This window comes from Nostoc sp. C052, from assembly GCF_013393905.1.
Lineage (GTDB): Bacteria > Cyanobacteriota > Cyanobacteriia > Cyanobacteriales > Nostocaceae > Nostoc.
The window spans coordinates 5,161,383-5,179,173 of record NZ_CP040272.1; the positions used below are offsets into that span (position 1 = coordinate 5,161,383).

Genomic DNA, 17,791 nt, shown 5'->3' on the forward strand with positions numbered 1-17,791 from the left:
CTATCAGATGTGCTTAGTACTTTGACAAAATATCTAACCCTTTTATCTTGACTCTAGGATGTTCCCCAGGTCAACTCTCTCACGAATTTTCGTGTATGGCAGTTACACGCTCAAGGAGGGTGCTAGGGCTAAAGTTTTTGTCAGATCGTTAAGGAGAATGCGATCGCAGAGGTTAAACAGTTCTGCCTCGGTCTGGGTTTGTCGCATCAGCCGCAGAAAATGACCTTCAGCGTCAACACTCAGGGCAATGTAGTTGAGGAACATTTTGAGATAGCCGACGCGCGCGCGCTCTGGCATCGTTGCTGCTGTGGGGGTTTGCCATAGCCGCTCAATATAGTTGCGTACCTCCACTAAAGGAATGGGTGCGATCGCCTCTCCTCGCAAAGCCTGCCGAATCTGATTAAAAAGCCAAGGATTCCCGATCGCCCAGCGTCCCACCATCACACCCGCCGCGCCTGTTTGAGAAAGCACTTCAAGAGCAGTTTTCGCAGAGTGAATGTTGCCATTGGCCAGCACTGGGCAATGGACTCGTCTTACCGCTTCGCCAATCAAATCATATTTCACTGCTCCGTGGTACATATCTTTCACTGTGCGACCATGCAAACTCAGCAAATCGATGCTGTGGCGATTAATTATATCTAGAATTTCATAAAAGTTATCTGTATTTTCAAAGCCGACGCGCATCTTAACGGTTAAAGGGCGATCGTTCACTGCTTGCCGCAGTTCTCCTAAAATCCGATCCACTTTTTCTGGTAAAAGCAGCAATCCACCCCCAACATTTTTGCGATAGATTCTCGGTGCGGGACAGCCCAGATTCAAGTCAACTCCAGCGATATTATAGCCGCAGAGTTCCTTTGCTGTTCTTACTAAGTCTGGAATGCTTTCGCCAATCATTTGAGCAAAAACGGGGCGACCTGTGTCGTTTTCAGTGATTGATGCCAAAATATGACGATTAAGCCGTGAAGTATCATTGACACGGAAATACTCAGTGAAAAAGTAGTCAGGGCTGCCGTAGTGGGCAATAACCTTCATAAACCAGAGGTTTGTCACATCCTGCATGGGCGCAAGAGCGGTAAGGGGTAGAGATGGATGGAGCGATCGGGGAATATCATGTCCGGTTAAAGACTTATCATTAAGGCAGCAGGGGTGCAGAGGAGCAGAGGAGAGGGGCTTGTAGGCTTGCTGCATAGATTTGAGAATTAAAACTAATTAGCCGGACTTGATAAAACAGGAGTCAGAATTCAGAATTCAGAATTCAGAATACTCTACCCATAAAGGGATAGAGTTTTAAGGCGAGAATATTTTAATTTTTTTCGCCCACCATTCCACTCGCTTTTAACCAATATTCAGACGCAACTCGAAAATACTCGCTCTAAGCGTTCGCGCAGCGTCTCGTAGAGAAGCCATGCCGTTGGCGAAGCCTCTCGAAGAGAAGGCTTTACGCTGCGCTATCACCCACTCGTACAGAAAACATTGCTGAATTCTGACTCCTGAGTTCTGAATTCTTCTTATAAAAAAGCGTGTACAAGAAGTATATCCAGGGTAACAACTGGCTTTCACCAGCCTAACTATCGCTAACCAAAATTTACTTGCTTGCTTAAGAAATCTCGAAAGCTGGAATGATAAAAACTGTAGTGGATTTCTCCATCGATTTCCTGGAGTGTTAAAAACTCACGCCAATTTTCCAGAACTTCTTCAACATCATATTCATCAGCATTAATTGTACTAGCAATGCTTCCTGCTGATACAAATGATGAAACTTGGACTAACACACTCAGCACAGATAATTTCAATTCCCTCTCTTGCCTTGACGAATTCGGAGGAATCATTTTGTGCTGATGCTGCTGATAATACGCCTCTAAACCAGCGGGGAGTCGATCAAACTCCTTAGAGATAATAGGTAACATCTCGCTGAGGTACATGAAATTGTTTTCGCTTTTGGTGGTTAGTTGTGCTGTAAGTTCTTCGTCTTTATTGACGTATTGTCGAATGTATGCTTGTACATCCTCTTGGTTTTGTTGTGGGTATGCTGATAAGTCAAGAATTTGGGAAGGTGCTTCTATCAACAAACCGGATTGTTTTCGCACGTAAGGACGGCGGGTAAGAAGGAAATAGACGCCACGCGGGAGATATCTGGGAAGATAAAAGAGATTTGAGCCTGGGGTTTGGTTGTTGTAGTTAACAGCATCCAAGGCATCGATAGCAATGATAAACTTTTGCTGTGGTTCTAGCTGGTCGCTGACTTGCTGGAGCAGGGAATGTAGAGACGTTTCTTGAGATGCCTGGGCAATTTGCGTGCAGATAGTAGCAATAAATTCCTCAGCGCGACTTTTGCTTGGTAATTGGGCGTTGTAATAGAGAACGTGGGGATTTTCGGTGACGTACTTGGCGAGGATGGCACTTTTGCCGCTACCGGGTGCGCCAATTATGGTAAAGTAACCGCGATCGCAACGCTGGAGAAAGTTAGATATTGCGTTGAAGACGAAAGCGCGACCAACAAAGTTTTGACTTTTTTCGAGAATGACTTGTTGAAATTCTCTTGGGTAGGAGGGAGTATTGATTGGCGTTGGGGGTCGAGGTGAAGTGTTCATACTTTTTAAACATTCTCCAACCGCAAAAAATGCACTCTCCCTGAAGAGTCTCCAGCCACAATTGTCACCCCATCTGGTGCAACAGCACAGGAATTTATGGGACTGTCACTTGTAAAAGTGGCAATATTTTCTGCTGTTGCTAGATTCCAGACTTTGAGAGTGTTATCAGAAGAAACAGAAATCAACAGTTTGCTGTCTACTGTCACTGCTACATCATTGACATCATTAGTATGACCTATGAGTGTAAAAATTTCCTTTCTTGTTTTCATATTCCAAACTTTAATAGTCTTGTCACTAGAAGCGGAAATTATCTGCATTCCGTTGGGTGTAACTGCTACGGCATTTATATAAGTGATATGAGCATCGATAACAAAAGATTCATCACTATTAGAGAGATTGTAAACTGCAATGATTTGGTATAAAGCAGAAATCACCTGTTTACCATCAGGAGTAATCGCTATATCATAATGAGACCAACCATTACAATTTTTAGTAAGAATCTCTTTCCCTGATTTTAAATCCCATACTTTCAGGCTGTGGTCAGCAGAACTAGAAATAACCTTCTCTCCATCTGGTGTTATTGTTAAAGCAATTACGCTTTGACTATGACCAGTAAGTTTCAATATTTCCTTCCCTGTTGATAAGTCTCTCACGTTGAGAGCATTATTATCTGAACCTAAAATAATCTGTTTATTGTCTGGTGTTACTGTTATTGCAACTATTGAATGAATAATATTATTAAAGGTAGAAATTACTTTTTGAGTCTCTAAATCCCAAACTTTCATAGTTTTATCACCAGAACTAGAAATAGCTTTTTTCCCATCTGGCGTTATTACTAAAGCCCATATACTATCGTTATGAGCTGAAAAATAAGGAGTTTCATTGTCAATCTCTAAACTCCAGATTTTGATAGTACTGGAACCAGAAATTAACTTTTTATTATCTGGCGTAAGCACTATAGATGTTATGTCTTCAGTATCCGATTTGAATGTAAGTATTTCTTCACTTTTTTCTATACTCCAATATTTGAAGTTTTTATCGTAAGCATAGGAAATTAATCCTTTCCCGTCTGATGTAATAGCTATGGTTGCTACTCCATTATTATGACCTTCAAGACGTAAAACTTCTTTTCCAGTATCTAGGCTCCAACCCTGAATACTATTTGCTCCTGAAGCAGCAATAAGTAGTTTTCCATTTAGAGCTAATGCTAAATTCCTGACTAAAGGAGCCTCACATTTACAGGAAAAAATTTGTGTTTGATTTTCTACATTCCATACTCTAATAATATTATAATCATAACCAGCAATTACTTGTTTAGCATCTGGTGTGACTACTACAGAATATACTGCATCAATAAAATCAAAGTCTTTCTTACTCTCACTGTAAATATTTTGTAATAAACGAGTTTTAGAGTCTTCTAAATTTCCAAACGTACAGATTTCATTACCAGTTTTTAAATCCCAAATTTTGACTGTGGTATCACTAGATCCAGAAATTACCCATTGACTATCAAGTGTTACAGCCAATGCGTTTACAGAATTTATATGTCCTGTTAGATTAAAAACTACTTGACCTGTATTAATTTCCCAAACTCTAATTGTGTTGTCACCTGAACCAGAAATTATATATTTACCGTCTGGTGTAACCGCTACAGCTCTTATTGAACCAGTATGACCTCTAAGAGTGAGAATTTCCTCTCCCGTTTCTAAATTCCAAACTCTGAGAGTGTTGTCATCAAAACCAGAAATCAACTGCTGACCATTGGGGGTGACTGCTACAGGTTTCTCGCCCTTGAGAGTTCGGAGTAAGCGTCCCCCTGGTGGTGTTAAGCTAGAGGTTACAGAACGCAACCAAGGGAAAACTTTATAGTGCTTTGCTTGTGTTAATAATGTCTGAATTTCTGGCAGTTTCTTGTCTAGCAAACGCCCGCATAATTGCCCTGCCAGTTGCATTTTATCTTTTTCTAAAATATGCGCTGACAATCGTAACGCTCCTTGAATCAATTTTAGAGTTTCTACTTGCTCTGCATTATATTCTGGCTTGTTTAACAGTTCGGAGTCATTAATTAAATCATAATCCTCAATGAGTGACTGCACACCAAAATCAGAATGCTTGACTTTTGCATCAATAAAATCAAAATCAGTCAATCTTTCGTAAAGTGGTTGCCACCTTCCTATGTTTGCTTTTTCACGAGGGTCAATGAGGATGGTTCGCTGGTCACTTAAGCATAACTGGGCAAATTTTTTAGCAAAACTTTCATCTTCGTCTTTTTCCTCACCTGGTTTTAGGTTTGCCCACAATTGATCATTAGAGTCGGAAATCAGATGATAAACCTCTTGCCAATCAATCATTATTGTTCTTTTTTTCTCTTTTTAATGTCGGTTGATTACGGAGAAAATCTGCAAAACTTTGGTGATAAATTGAATAATAATCTTCCTGATTTTCTTTTTGTTTTCTCAAGAATTGCAGCCACTTATTCAAAAGCTCCAAAACATCATATTCATTTCGTTTAGTTATACGGGCAATGGATTCACAGGAAATCGGTTTACCTATCTCAAGGAGTACACAGAGGATAATCGCATTTGTCCGCTTGTCTGGAGTTTCCATTCCCATCTGTTTCCAATGCTGTTCATAATAACCCTGAAGTTTCTCAGGTAATTCCTCTAAACTTAAGTCTTGATAATCTCCTCTAGCAATACTGGGTAAGACATAGTACAGGTACATAAAATTATTTTCACTTTTTTGTGCTACCTGCTCAATAAAATATGGCGGCTGAATGTTGCGTTTTTGAATCCATGCCTTTAAACCAGGATGCTCCTGCTCATCATTGATAAATGTACTAATGTACTCTGTCACATCTTTTCGATTCCAGATTTCATACTTATTGGCTGTTAAATCTAACTGTTGTTCTGGAACTTCTTCAGTTAACAAGCGCTTTTCGTTTTGGGCATAGCGTCGCCTAGTTAGCAGAAAATATATTTTATCTGGCAGATTTTTGGGTAAATCTAAAAGATTTCCTGAGCCTGGTTGTTCGACTTCATCGAGTGCATCAACCACAATTACTAAGGGTTCACCAACGGTCAGCTTTTCACTAACTTTCGTCAGCAAAGTAGGTAAATTATCATTTTCTGCATTCTGTAACTGATAGCGACTAATTAGTTGTTGACGAATACTTTGCAGAAATTGCTCTGGTGTATTGCGACCTTCTGCGCGAATATTGAAGTAGCAGATAGCTTTGTATTTAGATACTGATTGGGCCGCGATCGCACTTTTCCCCATCCCCGCATCCCCAATCACGGTAAAATAACCTTTGGGATACTTTTTAAGGAAATCATCAAACTCCTTAAATACAAATACCCGTCCACAAAATGCCTTAGTTTTTTCTTCAATTAGCGCTTTAAAGTCATCTGGATAAAGAGACTGTTCTGTAAGTTCTGTAAATTGATTTAGGTGTTCTTGAAGTTCTACGTTAGTTATAAGTTGCCCTGGATTGATAGAGCGTTTTGCTACATTGATAAAAGCTTGATGGAATTCCTGAACCTGCGAAATATCTATTTTGGCTTTTTGTGCCTCGTCTCTCAATGGATTCCATTCTTGGTGATTAAAATCTAATGGCTGCTTTGAGAAAGCTTTTGAAAAAACTTTTCTTACTTTTTGATTGTCAAGAAATCTCAAGTTAAGCTCAAGTTCAGGTTTATCAAAACCATACTCTACTAAAGTATGAACATAAACATCGTCAAACTTTTCTGGCGGCTGTGCTGAATTAATTCCTAGCTTTTCTTTAATTTCAATTACAGTTTTGTGACGCTGAACTGCATTTATGATTGGGGAAGCAGTAGCGGCAGCAATAGCTTTAATTACCAGGGTAATATTCATCTTTCCTGTGGTGGGAGCAGGTTGTGATACCCTTACCTTATCGCATATTTACTGAGTTACATTGCTAGTTTCTGCGTGGTGCAGTGATGTAGAGTTATGTGTGGTGCGATCGCTAACCTATCTCGACTTACTAGCGATCGCCACTTGATTGTCCGTCACCCTAAATGTAGAAGTTGTTCTTGCCAACATTGCAATGTTTGGGAGAAACGTTGCAATGTTCCTCATCAACATTGCAACACTCATAAGGAACATTACAATATTCCTCATCAACATTACGACATTCATAAGGAATATTGTAATTTTGACGATAAAGATTACAATATTCCTTATCAATACTGTAATATTCCTCATCAACATTACAATATTTCGGTATAACCTATTAGACATCTCCGAAAAAGAATGTAGAGACGTAGCAGTGCTACGTCTCTACAAGGGTTCTGGGTAACGCATCTTTAATTTCTGGAGATGTCTATTTTCTAGGGGAACAAAATTGCTCCACTCCTTGGGGAAGTTGCCGACACATCTGCTGGAATCCTTGAGGATTAATTTGCCACCAAGCAAATAATCCCAGACTTGTACCCCCTACAAGCAATGCTAAAACTTCCCACAGTCTTAAAAAACGTTTATCCCGTTTAGGTTTTGTAATGAAAGTTGGTCGAATTTCTGGTATGAAAGGTGTTTCCTCTGAAAGATCCAAATCTAGATCCAAACCTAAATCCAAATCTAGCAGAGTTTCCGAACTTTCTCTAAAGGAAATTAATTCTTCTTCTTCTTTTTCCTGTTCTTCTTCTAGTTCTGCTTGTTCCTCTTCCTCTGGTTCTGCTTGTTCTTCTTCCTCTTGTATTTCTGCTTCTATAATTTCTTGTGGCAACGCCGGAGTCACAGGTACTAAATATTCTGGAGATACACGGCAATAAGTCAGAACAACCGATGTATTATCACGCCCATTTTTTTCGTTTGCCAAGTTAATCCAGTTGTGGACAGCATCTTCAACTGTCATTTGCCCTGTTAACACAGGTATTGCATAATCCTGCCAAGATTGTTCTACCCAGTTATTATCACTTAAGCCATCAGAACACAGTAGCAAAATGCCATCTTCTTCCACAATAAATCGCTGCACCTTGAGACGCAAAGATTCTGAATCCCTTGTCCCCAATGCTTGAGTTAAGGCACTAGCATCTGGTCTTAGAAGTGCCTTTCTATACAAGCTTTTTGCCAGGCGGACTTCTCGCGTCGCTACATCATCATCGACAGTGAGTAGCTGGCAATAATTGCGAGTAATCCAATAGGCGCGGCTATCGCCAACATTAGCCAAGTAAAGTTCATGGGTATTATTTGATTGCCATCCAGTACTTGTCTGGACTCGTTGGGGAATTTGCACCGCCATGACAATTGTTGTAGCCATGCGTTCTCTGCCTTGGCGTTTTTGTTCATCATTGCGGGCACAAATCAAATTATTTATTACCCGTAAGCTTGCTTCTAATTGTTCTTGTAATAACTCTGGCGGTAAAAGTCCAGTTTGTTGTGTTACTTCCGCCAGTAAAGCGCGAATTTGCAACTTTACAGACTGCACTGTTAACTTACTGGCAACCTCACCGCCTTCATGTCCGCCAATGCCATCGCAAACAATCGACAAGTGGCGTAATAAAGGCTCATCTAAATCACTCAAAGCATTGGGATAGCAAGCGTCTTCATTTTGCGCCATGATTGGGCCAATATCTGTAAAGCCTGCCACCTTTAAGACTAATGGCAATTCTGCCGCAGCTGCTAGTAGTAAATGATTGAGTTGAAAATTAATCGCTTCTAACTCAATCTCAGTTTCACACATCTCCTGGACTATGTTCTGCAACCCTTTGGCTACTGATGCCTTGGCAGACACTACCCAAAACTGCCAACACTCACCTAGATTTTGTAAACTCAGCTTCTCATCTGCTGGTGTTTGGTAAAGTTCCAACAGTCGCACACACCAACCTTCGACCCTCAAGTTATCTATTACCAGTAAACTGTGGCTAAGTCCCAGTTCTGATAAAGGTGTCCAAAGTTGGAGAATTTGCCACAGCCAATAAACTTGTCGTACTGCTGTTGCTTGCTCCCATACCTCAACGATAGTTGGATAGATATTTCCTGTCTTATCTATCGGCACATTTTCCAATAAAAGGATATCAGTATCTCCCTCAAGGTTACTAGCAAACCCATAGGCCTGAGGTAAATGCAACCGCTCTTGATATAACCGTAGATAAGGAATTACTTCTGTTGGCAATTCTTCAGGTATATCTGGCGGTAGTCCCGGTTGAGTATCCAACCAAATCTGCTGTTTAATTACTTCATACCTGTCTGCAACCTTTGTGCCTGGTGGGATTTGAGCAGACAATGAGCCAGTCGCCCAAAGATAGCGGTGAACTAAAGGAGTTTGACAACTGGCACAAACACTATCCCCTATTGGATTAATGGGGCTATTACAGCGTGGATTTATACAAAAAATTATCAGTTGGGTAGAAATCATAAAGGTATAAATTTAAAAAACAATCAACTCATGAACTTCGATTAACTTTAGCTGGCAATGAATTGAAGGCTAGAATAAACTGGACTTGTGTACTGCTAGCTACACGTTGTTACTGAAGTTAATCAAAATTATTGGTAGAAATATCAAGTTTTGCTTTCTGTAAATAACTTACGTCTGGCTGTATCTAATCGTAGAAATGCATTTACGTCAATGTAGAAACTAGGATGGCGCTATGCCAAGTTTTACCTTAATCTGGCTTCTGGCAGGAGCAGTTCTGTGTTTAATGGAACTGTTTTTACCATCGGCGTTTGTCGCCTTCATGATGGGAATTAGCGCTTTCGTGGTGGCGCTGCTGTCTGGAGTGGGTATGGGAAGTGTATGGTTGCAAGTTGTAGTTTGGCTGTTGCTTTCCACAGCCCTAATCGTGCTTTCCCGTCGTTTTTTGCAACCGCGACGACGCAAATCGAAAATTCAGGATGCAGTCATAGCTGAAACCTTAACAGAAATTCTGCCTGGGAAAACAGGGCGGGTACGGTATGAGGGAAATTCTTGGCAAGCAAGATGTGATGATGAGAAATTTACCGTACCACCCCATCAAAAAGTTTATGTAGTTAGGAGGGAAGGTACTACTTTAATTGTTGTACCAGAAAATCTGTTGAATTCTTAGTTAATGGGGATTGGGCATTGAAAAGAGGCAGAGGGGCAGGGTGCAGGGGGCGGAGGGGAAATTCTTCTGCTCCCTGCTCCCTCAGTCCCCATTCCCTATTCCCTACTCCGTATTCCCCATTCTCTTTATTAAAAACCAGGAGATTCACAATGGAACAGTTCTTTTTACTAGTATTTTTAGCCCTTGGTGGTGGTGCCGTGGCAGGAACGGTGAAAGTCGTCAATCAAGGCAATGAAGCTTTGGTGGAAAGATTGGGTAGTTATAACAAAAAACTGGAACCAGGACTCAATTTCGTCATTCCTTTCCTGGATAGAGTTGTTTACCAAGGAACTATCCGCGAAAAAGTCTTAGATATTCCTCCCCAACAGTGCATCACCCGTGACAACGTTGGCATTGAGGTGGATGCAGTGTTTTACTGGCGCATCGTAGATATGGAAAAAGCCTGGTATAAGGTAGAAAATCTCCAGTCGGCAATGATAAATATGGTGCTGACTCAAATTCGCGCCGAAATGGGGCAACTGGAGTTGGATCAAACCTTTACTGCTCGTTCCCACATCAGTGAACTTTTGTTACGAGATTTGGATGTTGCTACCGATCCTTGGGGTGTGAAAGTGACACGGGTAGAACTGCGAGATATCATTCCGTCTCAGGCAGTGCGAGAATCGATGGAATTGCAGATGTCGGCAGAAAGACGCAAACGGGCAGCAATTTTAACTTCTGAGGGCGATCGCGAAGCTGCTGTTAATAGTGCCAAAGGTAAAGCTGAGGCGCAAATATTGGATGCGGAAGCTCGTCAAAAATCGGTAATTTTGCAGGCGGAAGCCGAACAAAAGGCGATCGTTCTGAAAGCTCAAGCGGAACGTCAGCAGCAGGTTTTGAAAGCCCAGGCGATCGCAGAATCAGCAGAAATTATAGCCCAAAAACTCCAGACAAATCCCAATGCCAATAAAGCAGTAGAAGTTCTGTTTGCTTTAGGCTATCTAGATATGGGCGCGACAATTGGTAAAAGCGATAGCAGCAAGGTCTTATTTATAGATCCACGCACTATCCCTGCTGCTTTCGAGGGTATGCGTTCTGTTATCTCAAATGGTCAACTTGACTCTAACGAGTTGTTTTCTAAACAAATACCAGGATTAGAAAACAATCGCCCTAGTTAAGAATGGGGAGTAGGGAGTGGGATTGAGAACGCAAAATTTTGGGAATGATAAATATGTCCACTCCCAATCCACTTTTAACAGATTACAGTGCAACTTATTTCTAGACAAAGATATTTTTTATATATCTTTTTACTGATATTCTCCCTCGCTGGTTGTCAACGAGTCCAGTCTTCTAATCAGCGTCCAGTACCTTTACCACAAGACCCGCTAGTTCAAGTTTACTTTAACCATTCTGAGTCTTCAGAATACCAAGAAAGTTACCGTCAGCAAACTCGCCTTGGGGATGATTTAGAAAAACAGATTGCCGATGCTATAACGCACGCTAAATTTACAGTAGATGTGGCGGTACAAGAATTACGTTTACCCAAAGTTGCCCAAGCACTGGTTGATAGACAAAAAGCTGGGATAAAAGTCAGGATAATTTTAGAAAATAACTATAGTCGACCCTGGAGTAGCTTAACATCTACTGAAGTAGATAAGTTAGATAAAAGAGAACGGGAACGCTATAATGAATTCCGCAAATTTATCGATATTAACCAAGATAATCAACTTAGCGCAACAGAAATCAATCAAAGAGATGCTTTGATAATTTTGCAAAATGCCAAAATTCCCTGGCTAGACGATCGAGCAGATGGTTCAGCCGGTAGCAGCTTGATGCATCACAAATTTGTGATTGTGGATAATCGCCTTGTAATTATCACTTCGGCTAATTTCACATTAAGTGACACTTCTGGGGATTTTACAAATTCCAGCAGTTTAGGCAATGCCAATAACTTATTGCAAATTGACAGCCCAGAATTAGCATCTTTATTTACAGAAGAGTTTAATATTATGTGGGGGGATGGGCCAGGAGGTCAACCTGATAGTCGATTTGGTTTAAAAAAGCCAATGCGTTTACCTAAACAAATAACTTTAGGTAACACCAAAATTACTGTGCAATTTTCGCCTACTTCTCCAATTCAACTTTGGAGTAGCAGTAGTAATGGTTTAATTGGCAAAACTTTAGATTCAGCAACCCAATCTATTGACATGGCATTATTTGTTCTTTCCGAACAGCGTCTTGCCAATATTTTAGAAAAACGTCATCAACAAAGTGTGGAAATTCGCGCTTTAATTGAACCACAATTCGCCTACCGTCCTTATAGTGAAGCATTAGATATGATGGGGGTTGCTCTCAGTAACAAATGTAAATATGAAATTGACAATCATCCTTGGTCAAGTCCAATTACTACCGTGGGCGTACCTGTGTTAGCCAAAGGTGATTTATTGCATCACAAATTTGGTGTTATTGATAGTCAAACAGTAATTACAGGTTCTCATAATTGGTCTGATGCTGCCAATAATGGTAACGATGAAACTCTTGTAGTAATTGAAAATCCGATAGTTGCTGCCCATTATGTACGAGAGTTTGCTCGTCTTTATAGCAAAATTAAACCAGGATTACCGCCTGCAATTCAAGAAAAGATTAAATTAGAACAAACACGGTGTCCGCAAATAAAAACTCCTTCATCAACTGAGTTACAAGCAGTTCAAAAAGTAAATATCAACACCGCAAGTTTAGAAGAATTGGCAACTCTCCCTGGCGTGGGTAAAAAATTAGCACAGCGAATAATTCTTAGTCGTCAACAGCAAAAATTTACATCTTCACAAGACTTAGAAAGAGTTCCAGGAGTGAGTTCTAAGATGTTGGGAAAATGGAGCGATCGCATAATTTGGTAAAATCGCATAGCATTTTTTTTTAGCCCACGGAGGTGGGCTTTGTTTGTGTCGCTGCGTTCGCCCTTGGCGTGCCAGAGGCATCATTCTATTCGCCAGGGCTGTAAAATTACACAAATGCGATCGCTAGCTAGCTAAATCAACCAAACTGCGGAAATGCCCATTTTGGGAAAATCGTTCTGCTATTACTTGTTTATAAACTGTTTCATAGCCATCAGTCATGTGCCCAACGCTGAAGAGGTTTTCGACATACTGACGACAAGCATAGCGGTCTAACTCTATGGTGCGATCGATGGCGCTGATGCACTCTTGAATATTATTGCAAAGAAAACCCGTCTTACCGTGAGAAATTACCTCTTCAGTAGAACCCAATTTCATTGCAATCACTGGCGTACCCGAAGCCATTGACTCAATCATCACTAACCCAAAGGGTTCTCGCCAGGTAATCGGGAACAAAGTTGCGACTGCACCACCCATGAGGGCATTTTTTTGAGCATGGTTGGCTTCACCCAGATATTCAATTTGCTCCCCATCAATGTGCGGTTTGATTTCCTTCTCAAAGTATTCCACATCAACAACATCTATCTTACCTGCCATTTTTAAATGCCAGCCAGCTTTTTTGGCAATTTCTATCGCTAAGTGCGCTCCCTTCTCTGGAGACATCCGACCTAAAAAAGCTAAGTAAGGAGGATCTTCTGGTTGAGAGTGAAACTCATAACTGCTAACATCAATTCCGTTATAAACCGTTGCTATAGAGTTCAACCCTAACCTTGGTTCTCGTTGTGAATTGGAAATATTGACGTAGGGTTGTTTTTTCCCAAAACTAAACATCTTTTCGTTGTCAGGGGTAAAAATCCCGTGCAACGTATGAACCGTAGGGGTTTTGACAAGATTTGCGTAAGCGAGTGCCCCATGTCCGATATGCGAGTGAATAATATCAAACTCTTCTGCACGTTCATACACCGAAGCGATATTCAGCATCTCGTAAATGCCGTAATCTTTGATAGTCGGATCGAGTCTGAGGGCACGAGGATGAACTGACGTTAGTTTTGCCAGACTAATAGAATCGCCCGATGCAAATAAAGTTACTTCATGTCCGCGTCGGACTAATTCATCGGTCAGTAACCCTACTACTAACTCTATGCCACCATAAGCTGGAGGCGGTACTCTCTCCCACAATGGAGCTATTTGAGCAATTCTCATCACAAACCTCCTAAAAAATAAAACTTGAATTAGAAGTTTTTTATTTCTGTTGTTTTAGTGCTTGCAATTGATTCACTTTGGCATCAGAAAGTAACTTCAGATACTAAACTTATTAACAATTTCCTTCAAATCTTACGCTCTTACTTCTATATTTTTTGTCTATCCTAGTACGGAAATTACCCACTCCTAAAGAGGTAAATGTATTCTCATCTATTAATTTTTGTGTTATTTCTTGCAATTTTAAATAGATATTTTTTCTAAATAGGAACTTGATAAAATCGTCAAAAACTAGCTTTGAATGGTTAAAATATGCGAAAAAGCTCTATTTATAACTATCAATTATCTGATTTTAAAATGTTAATTAAAGAATAAAGTACGTAGACACTCTTTGGTCGGCTTTCCGTACTCTCAAGGATAACTTGTGGCTATCCAAAGGGTAGATTTAAGAAAGGCAGTTCTTGCAGAAGGCAGTCCCGATGAAACAAGTTTCAAAAGCCTTACATGAAAGAGGGACAAGGGAGACAAATAGCAAAAAGATTGTAGGTTAGGTAGAGGCTTTGCGTAACCCAACACCCTGATATATGTATATATGTTGGGTTGCGGCTCCACCCAACCTACATCTAATAGACATCTCCAGAAATTAAATATGCGTTATCCAGAATCCTTGTAGAGACGTAACAGCGCTACGTCTCTGCATTCATTTTCAATCCTATGTCTAATGCACTATTTCTCCTTGGAGGAGAGCAAGGTGTAGGGGCAATTCATGTAGACGTGGAGCGGCTTACCGCAGGGTATTGCCCCTACGGATGTACCTCACGTGAACGAGAACCGCTATAAATAGTTGACTTATTACATGAAATATGATATTTTATATTGCTATCAATAAAAATTATAAGCGTGAATATCTCTCCATCTCTCAAAAAACCGCGTGTCTCATGGCAGGCGGTTTTCTCAGTGCTGATGTTTGTGTTTATGTACCTGCCCATACTGGTACTTAGCTTTTATAGTTTCAATCAATCGCCCTACAGTGCAACTTGGCAAGGATTCACTCTCGACTGGTATCGCAAGTTGTTTAGTGACGATCGCATTTTATCGGCTTTGCAAAATAGTATAATCGTTGCTGGTTGTGCTGTGGCAATTTCAGCAGTGCTAGGAACCTTGATGGCGGTTGGGTTGGCGCGTTACGAATTTCCTGGTAAGAAATTGTATCGGGGTGTTGCTTACCTACCATTGATTATTCCTGATATTGCGATCGCAGTAGCTACCCTCGTTTGTCTAGCCACCTTTGCAATCCCTTTGAGTTTGTGGACGATAGTTGCAGCCCATATAGTGTTTTGTCTCGCCTACGTCGGACTTGTAGTTGCTTCCCGATTGACTAATTTAGATCCACACTTAGAAGAAGCAGCACTAGATTTAGGTGCGACACCAACCCAAGCTTTCATCCAAGTATTGTTACCTCAATTAATGCCTGGGATTGTCGCTGGTTGTCTCTTAGCTTTTGTCCTCAGCTTAGATGACTTTCTCATTGCCAGTTTTACTGCTGGTAGCGGTTCTAACACCTTACCAATGGAAATTTTTAGCCGCATTAGAACAGGAGTTAAACCTGATATTAATGCCCTTAGTGTAATGTTAATTTCTGTATCTGCGATCGTTGCTCTTGTCGCTGAGTTAATTCGCGTTTCGGGAGAGAATAAAAATTTCAGATAAGAGTCACAATTGGCAATAAACCAGGAGTCAGAATTCAGAATTCAGAATTCAGAATTCAGTATTTAGAATACTCTAAGCATAAATGGATAAAGTTTTAATGTGAGTATACTTAATACTAGTTTCGCCCACTATTCCACTCGCTTTTAACCAATATTTATTACCCACTCGCACATAATTAATACTGTTAGCGGATAGCTAAGGTTTAGCCCATTCTGACTCCTGTGTTCTGAATTCTTCTTATAAAAATTATAGAGTGTTTGGTTCTTAGTGAACTTTTTTGAATAGCGAACAACAGCTATATTAAAATTTAGGGTGCATTGGGCTTGCCATAAATTACTAATATCATGGCAATTTGCCGTACTTTCTGCTAGCATAACGTCTTACTATAGATAAGTAAATAAAATTTATTCATTCTTCTATCCTCGTGTGAAAGATAGTTTTAAACACATGAATAAACTTCCGTGTTCACTTCTCTACATAACTGTTTTCAATTAGATAATATTGGGGCTAACTTTGGAGAAGATGCTATTTCCCCCTCATTATGCAAATCTGCCAAAATCCCAATTGCTCAAATCCATTCAACTCTGATAGCAATAGATTTTGCGTGAGTTGCGGACAAAGTAACTTTGGTAAACTTCTCAGAAACCGTTACCGCGTATTAAGACTCTTAGGTGAAGGTGGATTCAGTAGAACCTATGCTACAGAAGATGTTGATAGACTAAACGCACCTTGCGTCATCAAGCAATTTTTCCCACAATTTCAGGGAACAGGACAACGCACGAAAGCAGCAGAATTTTTTAAAGAAGAGGCTTTTCGGTTGTATGAATTGGGAGAAAATCATACCCAAATTCCCAGATTACTAGCTTATTTTGAACAAGGTACTAGTTTGTATCTCGTACAAGAGTTCATTCAAGGAAAAACTCTCTTACAAGAAGTTCAGCAACAAATTTATGGCGAACAACAAATTTGGGAACTTTTAGCTGATTTATTGCCAGTTCTGGAATTCATTCATACCCATAACGTTATTCATCGGGATATCAAACCAGAAAATATTATCCGTCGTGCCAGTGATGAAAAACCCGTATTAATTGACTTTGGCGGTGCTAAACAGGTAACACAAACCAGTATAGGCAGACAAGCTACAGTAATTTATACCCTTGGCTATGCCCCAACAGAACAAATGGCTGGATTTGCTTGTCATGGCAGTGATTTATATGCTTTGGGTGTAACTTGTGTGCGTCTTTTAACTCAATGTTTGCCTTTTCAGGATGCTTCTGGACAGGTTAAAGATCCTATTTATGATGCCATGAATGCTAAATGGTTGTGGCGCGAACGTTTACAACAAAAAGGTATTACTATCAGCGACGACTTAGGGAAAATTTTAGATAAATTACTCAAACATTTACCGAGCGAAAGGTATCAAACAGCGGTAGAAGTTATCAACGATTTGAAGTTTATAACATCAAATATTGAACCTGTCGCCCTAAAAATTGTTGCGATGTCTCAACTCATATTACCGCCGCTACCACAAAAAGTAATCGTACCATTACCCCCCTTAGAAACCTTTGAATTTGACGTAGTGACAGTAGACACAGGTGGTAGAGAAGTAAACCGTATGAGTTGCAATGCCAACTTCTTTGCCGAAGAATTGAGTAAGTCTGTCACTTTAGAAATGGTATCAATTCCTGGCGGTACTTACATGATGGGTTCACCAGAGTTTGAAGGAGATGCTGACGAACGTCCTCGACATCAAGTTACTGTCGAACCATTTTTTATGGGGAAATTTCCCGTAACTCAAGCACAATGGAGAGTAGTCGCAGCTTTACCTAAAGTCAAACAAACTTTAAATCCTCATCCGTCGAAATTCAAAGGTTTAGATAGACCAGTGGAAAATGTATCTTGGTATGAAGCTGTAGAATTCTGTCTCAGGCTATCAGAAAAAACTGGACGCGACTATCGTTTACCGAGTGAGGCTGAATGGGAATATGCTTGTCGTGCTGGAACTACAACATCCTTCCACTTTGGTGAAACCATTACCTCTGAGTTAGTCAGTTGCACTATGGAACCAAAAAGTAAATTCCGTAAAGAAACAACAAATGTCGGCAGTTTTGAAGTTGCTAATGCCTTTGGATTATATGATATGCACGGGCTAGTTTGGGAATGGTGTGCTGATTCGTGGCACAACAATTATAACGACGCACCCTTAGATGGAACAGCTTGGGAAGTTGGCGGTGATATTCATCGTCGGGTGCTACGCGGTGGTTCTTGGAGTTTCAATGCAGAACTTTGTCGCAGCGCTAGTCGCAGCTGGAATGAGTCAGACGGTGGACTAAGGATTTGTGGCTTTAGAGTAGTATTTTCAGGGTAACTG

The 17,791-nt window shown here is 40.5% G+C and carries 13 protein-coding genes; 7 read left to right on the forward strand and 6 right to left on the reverse strand.

The window, feature by feature from the left end:
* Nucleotides 1-102: 102 nt before the first annotated feature.
* From FD723_RS21340 to FD723_RS21355, 4 genes are all read right to left on the reverse strand, one after another.
* Nucleotides 103-1,188 (reverse strand): tRNA-dihydrouridine synthase, encoded by a 1,086-nt coding sequence (locus tag FD723_RS21340; protein WP_256874889.1) that lies wholly within the window; start codon nt 1,186-1,188, stop codon nt 103-105.
* Between the two features lie 386 nt (nt 1,189-1,574).
* Complete coding sequence (locus FD723_RS21345; RefSeq protein ID WP_179067140.1) at nt 1,575-2,591, reverse strand: ATP-binding protein; 1,017 nt, start codon at nt 2,589-2,591, stop codon at nt 1,575-1,577.
* 5 nt (nt 2,592-2,596) lie between these two features.
* Complete coding sequence (locus tag FD723_RS21350; RefSeq protein ID WP_179067141.1) at nt 2,597-4,942, reverse strand: hypothetical protein; 2,346 nt, start codon at nt 4,940-4,942, stop codon at nt 2,597-2,599.
* Complete coding sequence (locus FD723_RS21355; protein ID WP_179067142.1) at nt 4,935-6,467, reverse strand: NACHT domain protein; 1,533 nt, start codon at nt 6,465-6,467, stop codon at nt 4,935-4,937. The genes FD723_RS21350 and FD723_RS21355 overlap by 8 nt, the downstream gene beginning before the upstream one ends.
* 96 nt (nt 6,468-6,563) lie before the next feature.
* On the opposite strand from FD723_RS21355, the gene FD723_RS21360 reads away from it, so the two are divergent.
* On the forward strand, nt 6,564-6,842 hold the full coding sequence (locus FD723_RS21360) for a hypothetical protein (RefSeq protein WP_179067143.1): 279 nt from the start codon (nt 6,564-6,566) through the stop codon (nt 6,840-6,842).
* A 94-nt stretch (nt 6,843-6,936) separates the two neighbouring features.
* Here FD723_RS21360 and FD723_RS21365 read toward each other — a convergent pair whose 3' ends face one another.
* Nucleotides 6,937-8,970 carry a protein phosphatase 2C domain-containing protein gene (locus tag FD723_RS21365; RefSeq protein WP_179067144.1) on the reverse strand — a complete coding sequence of 678 codons (2,034 nt, stop codon included), beginning with the start codon at nt 8,968-8,970 and terminating at the stop codon, nt 6,937-6,939.
* A gap of 232 nt (nt 8,971-9,202) precedes the next feature.
* Here FD723_RS21365 and FD723_RS21370 point away from each other — a divergent pair, with 232 nt between their 5' ends.
* The 3 genes from FD723_RS21370 to FD723_RS21380 all read left to right on the forward strand — a co-directional run bounded on the left by FD723_RS21370 (nt 9,203) and on the right by FD723_RS21380 (nt 12,513).
* Nucleotides 9,203-9,637 (forward strand): NfeD family protein, encoded by a 435-nt coding sequence (locus tag FD723_RS21370; RefSeq protein WP_179067145.1) that lies wholly within the window; start codon nt 9,203-9,205, stop codon nt 9,635-9,637.
* A gap of 149 nt (nt 9,638-9,786) precedes the next feature.
* Complete coding sequence (locus FD723_RS21375) at nt 9,787-10,794, forward strand: SPFH domain-containing protein (RefSeq protein WP_179067146.1); 1,008 nt, start codon at nt 9,787-9,789, stop codon at nt 10,792-10,794.
* 87 nt (nt 10,795-10,881) lie between these two features.
* Nucleotides 10,882-12,513, forward strand: a complete 1,632-nt coding sequence (locus FD723_RS21380) for a DUF655 domain-containing protein (protein ID WP_179067147.1) — start codon at nt 10,882-10,884, stop codon at nt 12,511-12,513.
* Between the two features lie 123 nt (nt 12,514-12,636).
* On the opposite strand, the gene FD723_RS21385 is transcribed toward FD723_RS21380, so the two are convergent.
* Entirely contained in the window at nt 12,637-13,713 is a 1,077-nt protein-coding gene (locus FD723_RS21385; protein WP_179067148.1) for a glycosyltransferase family 4 protein, read from the reverse strand.
* Nucleotides 13,714-14,424: 711 nt separating this feature from the next.
* On the opposite strand from FD723_RS21385, the gene FD723_RS42965 reads away from it, so the two are divergent.
* From FD723_RS42965 to FD723_RS21395, 3 genes are all read left to right on the forward strand, one after another.
* On the forward strand, nt 14,425-14,550 hold the full coding sequence (locus FD723_RS42965; protein WP_256874890.1) for a hypothetical protein: 126 nt from the start codon (nt 14,425-14,427) through the stop codon (nt 14,548-14,550).
* 60 nt (nt 14,551-14,610) lie between these two features.
* Complete coding sequence (locus FD723_RS21390; RefSeq protein ID WP_179067149.1) at nt 14,611-15,420, forward strand: ABC transporter permease; 810 nt, start codon at nt 14,611-14,613, stop codon at nt 15,418-15,420.
* A gap of 541 nt (nt 15,421-15,961) precedes the next feature.
* Nucleotides 15,962-17,788 carry a bifunctional serine/threonine-protein kinase/formylglycine-generating enzyme family protein gene (locus FD723_RS21395; protein ID WP_179067150.1) on the forward strand — a complete coding sequence of 609 codons (1,827 nt, stop codon included), beginning with the start codon at nt 15,962-15,964 and terminating at the stop codon, nt 17,786-17,788.
* Nucleotides 17,789-17,791: the final 3 nt, after the last annotated feature.